Raw genomic sequence first — 12,320 nt, 5'->3', positions numbered from 1 at the left:
ATCAGCCGTAACGACCGGTGATATAATCTTTGGTCCGCTCCTGGCGCGGATTGGTGAAGATGTCCGACGTCACCCCATATTCCACCAGCTCACCCAGATGGAAGAAGGCCGTCCGCTGCGATACGCGCGCGGCCTGCTGCATATTGTGGGTAACGATGACGATCGCATAGCGGCCGCGCAGTTCGTGGATCAGTTCCTCGATCTTGGCGGTCGCGATCGGGTCGAGCGCTGAACAGGGCTCGTCCATCAGGATGACTTCGGGCTCGACCGCGATCGCGCGGCCAATGCACAGCCGCTGCTGCTGGCCGCCCGACAGTGCGGTGCCGCTGTCGTGCAGCCGATCCTTGACCTCTTCCCACAGGCCCGCACGACGCAGCGATTTTTCGACCACCACGTCCATATCCGCCTTCGACGCGGCCAGGCCGTGGATGCGCGGCCCATAGGCGATATTCTCGTAAATCGACTTGGGGAACGGGTTGGGCTTCTGGAACACCATCCCCACCCGCGCGCGCAACTGCACCACGTCCATGGACGCGGCATAGATATCTTCGCCATCCAGCGTGATATCGCCCTCGACCCGCGCCGAAGCGACTGTGTCGTTCATACGGTTCAAGGTCCGCAGGAAGGTTGACTTGCCGCAGCCCGAAGGGCCGATGAAGGCGGTGACATGGTCCATGTCGACATCGATCGACACGCGCTTGATCGCCTGCTTCTCACCATAGAAGACATTGACGTCGCGCGCCGACATTTTGGGGTTGGCGATAGCAGATTGATTTGGTCTTGGGTCATGGGTGTATTTACCACCGTGTTTCAAACTTGTTGCGCAGATAGATGGCGAGGCCGTTCATCGCCAAGAGGAAGGCCAGCAGCACGATGATCGCGGCCGATGTCTTTTCGACAAAGCCCTTCGACACTTCGTCGGACCATAGGAAGATCTGGACCGGCAGGACGGTCGCCGGATCGCTGATCCCGCCGGGCGGCGTGGCGATGAAGGCGCGCATGCCGATCATCAGCAGCGGCGCGGTCTCGCCCAGCGCGCGCGCCATGCCGATGATCGTGCCCGTCAGGATGCCGGGCAGGGCGAGCGGCAGGACATGCTGGAACACCACCTGCACCGGGCTGGCCCCGATGCCGAGCGCTGCGTCGCGGATGCTGGGTGGCACCGACTTGATCGCATTGCGTCCGGCGATGACGATGACCGGCATCGTCATCAGCGCCAGCGTCATGCCGCCGACCAGCGCCGCCGAACGGGGCAGATGCAGCAGGTTGAGGAAGATCGATAGGCCGAGCAAGCCGAAGATGATCGAAGGGACGGCGGCCAGATTGTTGATCGACACTTCGATAATGTCGGTCCACCAGGCCTTGGGCGCATATTCCTCTAGATAAAGGGCGGTCGCCACGCCCACTGGGAAGCTCAGCAACAGCGTCACCAGCATGGTCAGCAACGTGCCCTTGAACGCGCCCCAGATGCCGACCTGCGCCGGATCGGTGCCGTCGCTGGCCGACAGGAAATTCCAGTTGAAACCGGTCGTCAGCACGCCCGCCTTTTCCAATCGCGCGACGGCGGCTTCGGCTTCGGGCGGACCCTCGCTCTTGGCGGCCAGGTCGATGCCGGTCGAAGCAGGCAGGGCGATCGTCTCGGTCCGGCTCAGGATCGACGGATCGGCCTTGATCGCATCGCGGATGGTGATCCAGGCGGTCGAGGACAACAGCGAGTCCGCGTCCGGCCCCAACGCCTGTTTGGCGACGGTGCTGGTCACCATCGGCAGGTTCGCCTGATTGAGCGATTCATCGGTGATCGTGGCAGGATCGAGCAGCAGCGGCGCGGCCGGGAAATCGACCGTCAGGGCAATCTCGGTCCGGGTAAATCCGCGCAGGCCATTGCCCATCATGGTGAAGAGCAGGAAAGCCAGGAAAGCGGCGGACAGCGTCACGGCCCCTAAGCCGATCAGCCGAAAGCGGCGTTCCTTGGCATAGCGTCCCGCAATCCGCTTGCGCATCGCCTCCGACTTCCAGTCGGTGGGCAGACGTTCGACGGTCATTCGTAAGCCTCGCGATATTTCTTCACGACCCGCAGGGCCACGATGTTGAGCAACAAGGTGATGATGAACAGGACCAGCCCCAGAGCGAAGGCGGCCAGCGTCTTGGCGCTGTCGAACTCCTGATCGCCGGTCAGCAACTGGACGATCTGCGTCGTCACCGTGGTCACGCTGGAGAAGGGGTTGAGCGTCAGGTTGGCGGCAAGCCCTGCGGCCATGACGACGATCATCGTCTCGCCGATGGCACGGCTGACGGCGAGCAACACGCCGCCGACGACGCCGGGCAGGGCGGCGGGGATGAGGACGCGTTTGATCGTCTCGCTGGTGGTAGCACCCATCGCCAGGCTGCCGTCGCGCATCGACTGCGGCACCGCGGCGATGCTGTCATCGGCCATGGAGGAGACAAAGGGAATGATCATCACGCCCATGACCAGGCCGGCGGCCAACGCGCTTTCCGACGATGCGCCGGAAATGCCGATCATCACCGCAAAATCGCGCAACGCCGGCGCAATGGTGAGCGCCGCGAAATAGCCATAGACCACCGTTGGCACGCCCGCGAGCATCTCCAGCGTTGGCTTCATCCAACGGCGGACCGTCGGGCTGGCATATTGGGTCAGATAGACCGCGCTCATCAGGCCCAGTGGGATCGCGACGATCATGGCGATGATCGCGCCGATGAAGATCGTGCCCCAGAAGAGCGGGATCGCACCGAACGCATCCTCATTGCCATAGCCCATTGCGGCCGATTGCGGGCTCCATTTGGTCCCGAACAAAAAGTCGATCGGATTGACCATCGAAAAGAAGCGAAAACTTTCCCACAATAGCGAGGCGACGATGCCGACGGTCGTTACGATCGCCAGCAGCGACGCCACCAGTAGCAAGGCCATCACCAACCGCTCGACCCGGGTGCGGGCGCGGAAATCGGGGCGGATGCGGGTGAAGGCATAGGCACCCCCGGCAAAGGCCAGCACCAGTGCCAGGATCGCGCCCGCCAAACCGAACTTGTCGAGCGCGCGCGCATAAGGTTCGACCAGCGCCTCCGAGGCCGGATTGAAGGCCCCGGCCTGTCGTCCCGATGCGATCGCGCGCGCTTCGCCCAATATGGCCGAGCGGGTGAAATCATTGGCTGGCAAGGTCTGCGCCGCCGGATCGGTCAAAACCGCCTGCGTCACCAGGCTTGGCGACACATTGGCCCATATGATCAGGAAAATGGCGGCGGGCAACAGCGTCCATAGCGCCACATACCAGCATGATAGCCTGGCAGGCTGTGAACGGCGTCGCGCCGTCCGGTGGTCCGTGCCACCGCTTGCAAGCGCATGGCGCGGGCACGGGCGCTAACCCAGGCGATCGCGCCCAGGCCAACGAGCAGCAGAAGAATTGCAGGTCCGGTCATGGGCTTCGCTTATTTCAGCTGCGCGCCGTCAAGCACGGTCAGTGCCTTGACGGTTTGCGCATTCGCTTTGCGGACGTCTTCGGGGGCAGCGACCATGCCGCGCTTGGTCAGCGCACCGCCCGGTGCCCAATTATTGGCGAAGGCGTCAAGAAATCCCTGAAGGCCAGGAATGGCGGCCATGTGCGCTTTCTTCACATAAATGTAGAGCGGCCGCGCACCGGGATATTGGCCCGAGGATACGGTCTCATAGGATGCTTCGATCCATCGATGGGAATATCCTTCAATGTCGCGCGATTTTCTTCCAGGAAGCTGAAGCCGAACACGCCGACCGCGTTGGGGTTGGCGCCCAGCTTCTGCACGATCAGATTGTCGTTTTCGCCCGAATCGACATATTTGCCGTCCTCGCGAACGCGGGTGCAGGTCGCTTTGAACTCGTCCTCGCTCTTTTCCTTGAGCGCCGTCATCGCCGGATCGCTCTCACAGCCCTTTTCCAGGATCAACTCGGCCAGCGAATCGCGTGTGCCGCTGGTGGACGGCGGGCCGAACACCGAAATGGCAATGGCGGGCAGGCTGGGGTCGACATCCTTCCAGGTCTGGGCCTTGTTCGGCCCCTTGCCATAGGGATTGGCAGCCAGCGCTTCATAGACGATCTTGGGGGTCAGTTTGTAGCCAGGGCCGTTCTTGGCCTCTGCAAAGGCAAGGCCATCGACACCGATCTGCACCTCGATGATGTCCTTGACGCCATTGGTCTGGCACATATCGAACTCGGTCTTCTTCATCCGGCGCGATGCATTGGCCATATCGGGATATTGCGCGCCAACGCCGCTGCAAAACAACTTCATGCCGCCGCCGGTGCCGGTCGATTCGATGATCGGCGACTTCATGCCCGCATTGGTTTGCACGAACAGTTCGGATGCTGCGGTGGCGAAGGGATAGACGGTGGAGGAGCCAACCGCGCGAATCTGGTCACGGGTCGCGCCCGCGCCGCCCTGATCGCCGCAAGCGGCCAGGCTAAGGACGCTCAGCGCCGTAGCAGCGAGCAACGCGAATCTCATCACGGGAAACCTCCATCAACTATGGCCGCGATTCGCTCTTCGCCGCCCCCCATGGCGACGCGTCTAGCTGCGGACCATCGCGGCTTTGTGACGGTCGGGTTTCAATTTCATGACACTGTACCGGAAAGCGCGGATGGCCGCCGCCGCTCATCGGCCTTCGTCACCCCATCATCCGTTGCGGGCGGCAACAATATGGTGATGGTCGTGCCCTTGCCCAGGGTGCTGGCAATATCCAGCCGCCCACGATGCCGTTCGACGATATGTTTGACGATGGCGAGGCCAAGCCCCGTTCCGCCCATCGCCCGGCTCCGTCCCGAATCGACGCGATAGAAGCGTTCGGTCAGGCGCGGCAGATGATCGGGGCCAATGCCTTCGCCCTCGTCTGCGACCGCCAGCCGCGTCATGCCGCTTGGTCCCTCGGTCAAGGTGACGCGGATCGGCGTTTCGGGGCGACCATATTTGATCGAATTGCCAATCAGATTATGCACCAGTTGCGATAATTGCGCCCGGTCGCCCAGCACCAGCGGCAGCGAGTGGGCGATGTCCATCTCGACGTCCCGCCCGCGCACGCCATGGCTGGACCGGAACACACCGACGACTTCGGCGACCAGTTCGGACAGGTCCACCGCACTGTCGGGCGCCCGATATTTCTCCGCCTCGATCCGCGAGAGCGAGATGAGATCGTCGATCAATCGCTGCATCCGCCGCGCTTCGCCGTCCATGATCTTGAGGAAGCGTTGCCGCGTCTCATGGTCCTTGCCCAATTCCGGGTCGGCCAGCGTCTCGATGAAGCCCAATATCCCCGCCAGCGGTGTGCGCAGCTCGTGGCTGGCATTGGCGACGAAATCGACGCGCATCCGCTCGGCCGCATGGGTGCCGCTATGGTCGACCAGATGCACCAGCCGCCGCATCGACGTCACCGCGCCGACGGGGGCGACGCGCATCTGCCAACGCTGTTCGCGGGTGCCAAGGCCCACCAGTTCGATCATGAACGGATCGGCTAGCGGTGCGAGGCTCGCCAGTCGTTCCGCGGCGGCGGGATGGCGGATGGCGATGCGCGCATCATCCCCCTCGATATGCGCGCCCAGCAGGCGCTGCGCCGCACGATTGGCGCGCACGATCCGCCCCTTTTCCACCAGCATCAGCGGATCGGAAATCCCCTCCAGCAAGGTCGGGAAATCGGGATGGTCGATCAGGTCGGGCTGTTCGATCGGGGGGGCGGGCAGGTCGGGCTCCGGGTCGTGGCCATGCGCCGCGATCAGCAGCACGATCAGCCCGGCCAGGATCGGCAGGGCGATGCTAACAGGTGAAGCGCCGAGCAACAAGGCGCCGCCGGTGCCCAGCATAAGCACGGCAAGCGACGCGGTAATCTGGGAAATGCTGAGTCGATTCATGGTTACCGCACTGGATTTGTCGCGCAAACACTGCGAAGACCTAAGCCCAATAGCGTGCAATCATTACGCTTTGGCAAGTGCGAGATGCGGAACAGGACGATATGAGCGAGCAGATGCCCGATCAGGACGGTCCCCAGACGGACGAAACCGCCGCTGAACCGGCCGTCGCCTCGCGTCGCCAATTGTTGATGGGCGGGGCAATGGCGGCATCCGCCATCGTGTCGATCCGCCCCGCGCTGGCTAACACCGCCGCTCGGTGCTCAATTGCACCATCCCCGTGCCCGACAATGGTCGGGCGGGCAATTTCATCGCGCCCAATGGGCATGTCGTCCCTGCGGGCACCCCCGGCGCCTTTCCCGGCACCGGGCGCAGCTTCACCGGCGAACAGGTGAAGCAAGCCTTGCGAGGCCGCCCGCTGCCCGGCACCAGCTATCAGCAGAACCAGGCCTATCTCAATTATATCCGCCGCCTCCAATCGGGGCAGAGCGGCTTCACCTGCTACGCCTCGCTGCAAATGCCGCGCTAAAGCGCCGCTTTTTCGCGACGGCACTACCCATAAGGATCAGACCGAATACGGCTTCCCGACGTTGAGGACGTCGAACCTGCAAAGGTTCGATCCAACGCAAGGGTAGCTGCATGTTCCACGTCCGCCGATCCCCGGCGCATGCTCTGTCCGTGGCGGTCTATCTGTACGAACCCGGCGACGGCGGCCTTGATCGGGTCGCCATTCTGCTCGCCAACCATCTTCTGCATCGGGGCGTGCGCGTCGAATTGTGGATGGCCCGCACCGATGGGCCGACGGCGCATCTGATCGATCCGGCGCTGACCGTCCGCCGCATCCCCGCGCCCGGCGGCAACCGGCGGCTGGCAATGATCGCGCAATGGCCCGCGCTCGTGCGGCTTGTCCGGCGGCATCGCCCCGACATCCTCTATTCAGCGGGCAACCAGAGCAATATGCTGGTCGCGCTCGCGGCGCTGGGCACCATGACGCAGGCGGTCGCGCGCATTTCCAACCCGATCCAACGCCCCGGCAGTGACGGCCTCGCTGCCCGGGCAAGGCTTCTCCGCTTCCGTGCTATCGCCCGGCTGAGCGCCCTGACCATCGTGATGGGCGAACATGATCGCGCCCTGCTGGCCGATAGCGGCCCCGTGCGCCTGCTGCCGCGCCCGACCGTGACCCCCATCATGGACCAGGCCCGCGCCGCCCGCTTGCCCCGCGACCCCGCCGCGCCGGTGCGCCTGCTGATGGTCGGACGCTGGCCGCGCAAAAGGATCAGGCAACGGCCCTCGAAGCGCTGGCCAGGCTCCCCCATCTCGACTGGCAGTTGACGATCGCAGGCCAGGGTCCGCTGCTGGCCGACCTCCAGCACCGATGCGCCACGCTCGATATCGCTGATCGCGTCCGTTTCGCAGGCTTCGTCAGCGACCCGCAGCAACTCGCCTCGCTGATGGGGCAGGCCGACCTGCTGCTCCAGCCCTCCCGCTGGGAAGGTCTCTGCGCCACCCTGATCGAAGCGCTGGCCTGCGGCGCAGGCGTGGTCGCAACCGACAGCACGCCCAATATCCATCCGGTCCTCGCCGCCGCCGGACAGCATCCCCCGGTGCCCACTGGCGACGCCGCCGCCTTCGCCCGCGCCATCGAATGCGCGCTGCGTCATCCCGCCGACCCCGCAACGCTCGCCGCCGCTGTGCGTGATCATCGCGTCGATCGCGCCCTCGACGGCTATTGGCGCGCCTTCGCGGCGCTGGCCGACCGGCCCGAAACCCACGCCCTGCCATCGCCAGCCTTGCCTTGATGCGTTAGGCACTTGGCTACGCTTCCGCGCTAGGGGGAGCCAAAGCAGCAGGGTACCGGACTATGGACAACAGCCTATCCTATCGACGCGATACGGCCGACGCGCTGCTCAGTTGCGCGCTCGAAGACCTGACCCTGCTCTATCATCGCCGGTCGGGCCAGACCCATATGGTCATCAGCCCGGTCCCCGAACTGCTTGACCGCATGGCCGATGGCACGCCCGTCACCGCGCAGGCGTTGCATGACCGGCTGGCGCAGGAATTCGACCTCGGCTCACCCGACGAAGCGCTCGCCGAAATCGCCGCCCATCTCGACGCGCTGGCCGCGCTCGGTCTGGTGCGTCCGGCATGAAGCATGCGCTGACCCTGCGCATCGGCCCCGCCACCTTCCGCATCGGCGCGGCCTGGCCGCAGCCGATCGCGCAGTTGCAACGCCTCTACGCCGCCTATCCCGATGTGACGGGACAAATCGCCGACTTCACCGTCCGGCTCCAGCCGACCAGTATGCTGCGTCGCTGGGTTCGCCCCTCCATCTTCATCACTGGCGACCATGGCCTGGCCGATGCCGCGCCGATGAGTCTGTCCCACGGTCTGCTGGCGGCGGAGATGGGCATGAACCTTCAGATGGCGCTCGGCTGGCGGCGGCACTTGCTGCTCCACGCATCGAGCGTCGAAAAGGACGGCCGCGTACTGGTGATGACCGGCGAATCCGGGTCGGGCAAATCCACCCTCGCGGCACTGCTGGGCGAGCGCGGCTGGCGCTTCATGGGCGATGAATTTGCCCTGCTTGATCTCGACAGCGGTGCGATCCTGCCTTTCCCTCGCCTCGTCAGCCTCAAGAACCGCGCGATCGAGGTCGTCGCCGATACGGTGGGCGAGGCCCGCATGGGACCGCTGCTCGCCGCCACCGCCAAGGGCGACATCCGCCACATGGTCCCTCGCGCCGATGCCGTCGCGCGCATGGGGGAGGGGGCGATGCCCGCCCTGCTGCTCTTCCCCCGCTTCGGCCATGCGCCCGATATCCGGCCGGTCGGGCAGGGCGAAATCTTCATGCGCCTCACTCAAGCCTCGACCAACTATGTTGCGCTCGGCGAACCCGCCTTCGCCGCCCTGACCCGCTTCGTGCGCGATGTGCCCGCTCGCGCCATCGACTTCCCCACCGGCGCAGATGCCATCGCCATGGTCGAAACGTTGTGGGAGGAACGGGTATGAGCGCCGCGCTGTTGGTACGCGCGCTGCGCGATCCCGCGTCCGTCGCGACACTCGATGCGACAGGCTGGAACGGCCTGATCGCCGCAGCGCGCGCGGAACGGCTGATCGGCACATTGGCCTTCCGCCTCGCCGACGTCGTGGTGCCGCCAGCGGTGCAGCCGATCCTCGCCGACGCGCGCACCGACGCCGCTCGCGAAGCGCGCCAGGCCTTGTGGGAAGCCGACCGCGCGGTCCAGGCGCTGCGTCCCCTCGATGTGCGGGTCATCCTGCTCAAGGGCACCGCTTATGCGGCAGCGCGGCTGCGCGCAGGGCAGGGGCGCTTCATCGGTGACCTCGACATCCTCGTGCCGCGCGACCGGCTCGCGGCGGTCGAGCAAGCGCTGATCGCGGCGGGCTGGGAATGGGTGAAGGAAGACGCCTATGACGACGCCTATTACCGCCAGTGGATGCACGAACTCCCCCCGATGATCCACCGCACCCGCGACCGGATGATCGATGTGCATCACACCATCCTGCCGCTCACCGCCCGTCCCAGGCCCGATGCTGCGGCGCTGATCGCTGACGCTGAACCGATAGCCGATGGGTTATATATGCTCTCGGCGGAAGACCGCGTCTGTCACGCCGCCGCGCATATGCTGGCCGATGGCGATCTGCAGGGCGGGTTGCGCAACCTGTGGGACATATATGGCCTGCTCGCTGAATGCGATCCGACCCTGTTGGACCAGCGCGCCGCCCGGCACGGCCTGCGCGCCCATGTGCAGCAGGCACGGCGGCTGGCGCTCGCCCTCTATGGCGACGGCGCACGTCTGACCCTGTGGGACCGCCTCGTCCGCGCCCGCCTGCTCGCCCGCGACGGCTGGGGTAGCGAGACCCGCAAGCTACTTGTCTTCGCCTTCTTCCTGCGCTCCCACTGGCTCCGCATGCCGCCCCTGATGCTCGCCCGCCACCTCTGGACCAAATGGCGCAAGGGCCACCGGCCCGGCTAAGATACAGTAACGCGGGACAGGCACCGGCGGCTGTCCTACAGGCTTGTTTCCTGCTACAAGGATGCCCATTCGGAACAGTCTGCGACGTAATATTATTACGAACCATTGTTAGGAAATAAGCGATTCAGCGGGAAATGTGCGAAGTTAAGCCGCCGCTTCCCTATTTCTCCTTTAATATATCCAGCGCCAGCACCGTCATCGCCTCGCTCGCCGACGCGATCACCTTGTCGGCCTGTGGTGCCCAGAAGGGACTGTGCAGCGACGGCAGCGTGGCCTGTCCTGCGGCGGCCGCCGCCATCTTGTCGGCGGGCACGCCGCCCACCCAGAAGATGAAGCTGTTGATGCTCTTGTCCGCGCGATAGAAGCGACCGAAATCCTCGCCCCCCATCACCGCCGGAGTCTTGACCACCCGATCGTCGGCAAAATGGGCTTTCAGCACGCCCGCCATCTGCTCGGCAAATTCGGGCGGGTTGAACGTCGACGGGGTGAACTCATCCTTCACGCTCACCACCGGCATCCGGTTGTCCGGGATGCCCGCCGCGATCGCCTCGCCCCGCGCGATCCGTTCGATGCCCTTGATCAGCTTTTCGCGCGTCTCGTCCGAATAGCTGCGGATGGTCAGCAGCAGCTTGGCTTCGTCGGGGATGATATTATGCTTGGCCCCGGCCTGGAAACTGCCCACCGTCACTACGGCGGGATCCTGCGGCTCCTGCTCGCGGCTCACCAAAGTCTGGAGCGATCCCACGATCCGCGATCCCAGCACGATCGGATCTTTCGTCGTCTGCGGATAAGCACCATGGCCGCCGACGCCCTTTACAAGGATGTCCACGCTGTCGACATTGGCCAGCGCAAAGCCCGGCGTATAGCCGATCTTGCCCGCCTCCAAATTGGCGGCGTCATGGAAGGCGATGGCATGGGTCGGCCGGGGGAAGCGGGTATAAAGCCCGTCCTCCAGCATCAGCCGCGCCCCGCGCCCGACTTCCTCGGCGGGCTGCAGGATCATGACCAGCGTCCCCTTCCACTCATCCTTGCGCGCGGCCAGCAGCTTGGCGGTCTGGATGAAGGCGGTCATATGCGTGTCATGGCCGCAGGCGTGCATCACGCCCGTTTCCACGCCTTCCGGCGTCTTGGTGCGAACCTTGGACGCAAACTCCAGCCCCGTCTGCTCCACCACCGGCAGGCCGTCCATATCGGCACGGATCAGCAGCACTGGCCCCGACCCGTTCTTCATCACCGCCACGACGCCCGTGCCGCCGACCTTCTCGGTCACGTCATATTTCATCGCCTTCAACCGCTTGGCGAGCTTGGCGGCGGTGTTGACTTCCTTCTCCGACAGTTCGGGGTTGGCATGCAGGTCGCGATACAGCGCCATCAGCCCATCCATATCCTTGGCGATCGCCGCGCCGATCTCGCTTTGCGCAGGTGCCGCCGCGGCGGCGGGGGCATCCGCCGTTTGGGCCGTGGCGATGGACGAAAAACTGACGGCGGCCATGATGGCCATAAGCGCGTGGCGCATACTGATATGTCTCCCTTGGATCGGGGGAGCATAAGCCTATTTCGCGCCGGTTAAAAAGGGGCTGTTTCCAACGCCGCCCTTGTAACCTTGCCCATAAGAGACTATTTCACATGTGAAAGGAACGATACGTCGCAAGACGCGGCCCGATGATCGTCCTCCCTGCGGCACTGCCCCTTTTTGGCCCAGATTTTTGGCCCTGCCGCCTCCGACGTCCCATTCCTCGCATTAGGAGCCTGATCCATGGCCCAGACATCGGCATTCTGCCTCACCCAGCAGTCGCTCCACATCGCCCGTTCGCAGTCCGAAACCCTGCCCAACACCCGCCGGATCGCGCTTGCCGCCGCTGACGCCTGGGGCAAGGAAGCCACGCTCGCCGCCAATGCAGAACGTCGCCGCGCGACCCGCACGGTCGCGAGCGAAGACGAAGCGATCGTCGCAGAATTTCAGGCCGAAGATGAAGCCGCCGCCCGCGCGGCCGGCTGACCTTTTCCCCTAATCGAAGGAATGGACGATGGCCAAGAGCCAGAAGAAATCGAACAAGGAAGTGCGCAAGCCCAAGGCGGAAAAGCCGCCCAAGGGCAACGCGTCCAATCCGTCCACAAAGGCGGGGCCAGTCGGCATCGTGACGTTGAAGAACTGATCGTGACGACCGAACTGCCTGCGCAGGCCGCATCGCCAACGCCCGCCCGCACCGCGCCGGGACGGCGCTTCACCCCCCGCAACGCCGTGCGCCTCGCGCCCGATGCGGCGGAACGCCAGGGCCGCGTCACCCGCCTCGCGATCGAAGCGCTAGGCGCTTCTGCCGCGATCCTGTTCCTCAACAGCGAGCATGACGGTCTGTCCGACCGGCCACTCCCCCTGGCAACTGCCAGCGAAGATGGCCTGCAATCGGTGCTGCGCCTGCTGGAACCCACAGCGGCCTGATGGACTG

Annotated in this window: 12 protein-coding genes and 3 pseudogenes; 9 read left to right on the top strand and 6 right to left on the bottom strand. The window is 64.8% G+C overall.

The features are described 5' to 3' along the window. Position 1: 1 nt before the first annotated feature. From pstB to BF95_RS02615, 5 genes and pseudogenes are all read right to left on the bottom strand, one after another. The gene (gene pstB / locus BF95_RS02635) at positions 2 to 748 is read right to left on the bottom strand and encodes a phosphate ABC transporter ATP-binding protein PstB (protein ID WP_051519819.1); all 747 of its coding nucleotides are present in this window, start codon (positions 746 to 748) and stop codon (positions 2 to 4) included. A 49-nt stretch (positions 749 to 797) separates the two neighbouring features. Then, positions 798 to 2,042 (bottom strand): phosphate ABC transporter permease PstA, encoded by a 1,245-nt coding sequence (gene pstA / locus BF95_RS02630; protein WP_043149171.1) that lies wholly within the window; start codon positions 2,040 to 2,042, stop codon positions 798 to 800. Next, positions 2,039 to 3,432 (bottom strand): annotated as a pseudogene (gene pstC, locus BF95_RS02625) (phosphate ABC transporter permease subunit PstC). Before pstC ends, pstA begins: the two are co-directional and overlap by 4 nt. A 9-nt stretch (positions 3,433 to 3,441) precedes the next feature. Beyond that, positions 3,442 to 4,490 (bottom strand): annotated as a pseudogene (locus BF95_RS02620) (substrate-binding domain-containing protein). A 104-nt stretch (positions 4,491 to 4,594) separates the two neighbouring features. Further along, positions 4,595 to 5,881 (bottom strand): ATP-binding protein, encoded by a 1,287-nt coding sequence (locus BF95_RS02615; RefSeq protein ID WP_051519821.1) that lies wholly within the window; start codon positions 5,879 to 5,881, stop codon positions 4,595 to 4,597. A gap of 101 nt (positions 5,882 to 5,982) precedes the next feature. On the opposite strand from BF95_RS02615, the pseudogene BF95_RS02610 reads away from it, so the two are divergent. From BF95_RS02610 to BF95_RS02590, 6 genes and pseudogenes are all read left to right on the top strand, one after another. Further along, positions 5,983 to 6,407 (top strand): annotated as a pseudogene (locus BF95_RS02610) (hypothetical protein). 110 nt (positions 6,408 to 6,517) lie between these two features. Further along, positions 6,518 to 7,210 (top strand): glycosyltransferase, encoded by a 693-nt coding sequence (locus tag BF95_RS28670; RefSeq protein ID WP_235209526.1) that lies wholly within the window; start codon positions 6,518 to 6,520, stop codon positions 7,208 to 7,210. Next, positions 7,138 to 7,677, top strand: a complete 540-nt coding sequence (locus BF95_RS28665) for a glycosyltransferase (protein ID WP_327195398.1) — start codon at positions 7,138 to 7,140, stop codon at positions 7,675 to 7,677. Before BF95_RS28670 ends, BF95_RS28665 begins: the two co-directional genes overlap by 73 nt. A gap of 62 nt (positions 7,678 to 7,739) precedes the next feature. After that, positions 7,740 to 8,027 carry an HPr-rel-A system PqqD family peptide chaperone gene (locus BF95_RS02600; protein ID WP_043149169.1) on the top strand — a complete coding sequence of 96 codons (288 nt, stop codon included), beginning with the start codon at positions 7,740 to 7,742 and terminating at the stop codon, positions 8,025 to 8,027. Continuing rightward, complete coding sequence (locus BF95_RS02595; RefSeq protein WP_043149168.1) at positions 8,024 to 8,887, top strand: HprK-related kinase A; 864 nt, start codon at positions 8,024 to 8,026, stop codon at positions 8,885 to 8,887. Before BF95_RS02600 ends, BF95_RS02595 begins: the two co-directional genes overlap by 4 nt. Further along, positions 8,884 to 9,873, top strand: a complete 990-nt coding sequence (locus BF95_RS02590; RefSeq protein WP_043149164.1) for a nucleotidyltransferase domain-containing protein — start codon at positions 8,884 to 8,886, stop codon at positions 9,871 to 9,873. The genes BF95_RS02595 and BF95_RS02590 overlap by 4 nt, the downstream gene beginning before the upstream one ends. Positions 9,874 to 10,033: 160 nt before the next feature. On the opposite strand, the gene BF95_RS02585 is transcribed toward BF95_RS02590, so the two are convergent. Beyond that, the gene (locus tag BF95_RS02585; protein ID WP_043149161.1) at positions 10,034 to 11,389 is read right to left on the bottom strand and encodes an amidohydrolase; all 1,356 of its coding nucleotides are present in this window, start codon (positions 11,387 to 11,389) and stop codon (positions 10,034 to 10,036) included. 240 nt (positions 11,390 to 11,629) lie between these two features. Between BF95_RS02585 and BF95_RS02580 the strand changes: the two genes are divergently transcribed. The 3 genes from BF95_RS02580 to BF95_RS02575 are packed head-to-tail and all read left to right on the top strand — an operon-like array spanning position 11,630 to position 12,313. Beyond that, positions 11,630 to 11,872: a hypothetical protein gene (locus tag BF95_RS02580; RefSeq protein WP_037475022.1), complete on the top strand. Its 243-nt coding sequence runs from the start codon at positions 11,630 to 11,632 to the stop codon at positions 11,870 to 11,872. A 28-nt stretch (positions 11,873 to 11,900) separates the two neighbouring features. Continuing rightward, positions 11,901 to 12,029, top strand: coding sequence for a hypothetical protein (locus BF95_RS30270; protein WP_268747136.1), 129 nt, complete (start codon positions 11,901 to 11,903; stop codon positions 12,027 to 12,029). A 2-nt stretch (positions 12,030 to 12,031) separates the two neighbouring features. Further along, on the top strand, positions 12,032 to 12,313 hold the full coding sequence (locus BF95_RS02575; RefSeq protein WP_043149159.1) for a hypothetical protein: 282 nt from the start codon (positions 12,032 to 12,034) through the stop codon (positions 12,311 to 12,313). Positions 12,314 to 12,320: the final 7 nt, after the last annotated feature.

This window comes from Sphingobium sp. Ant17 (assembly GCF_000588875.1).
GTDB lineage: Bacteria > Pseudomonadota > Alphaproteobacteria > Sphingomonadales > Sphingomonadaceae > Sphingobium.
This window is presented reverse-complemented; position numbering and strand designations above follow the sequence as displayed.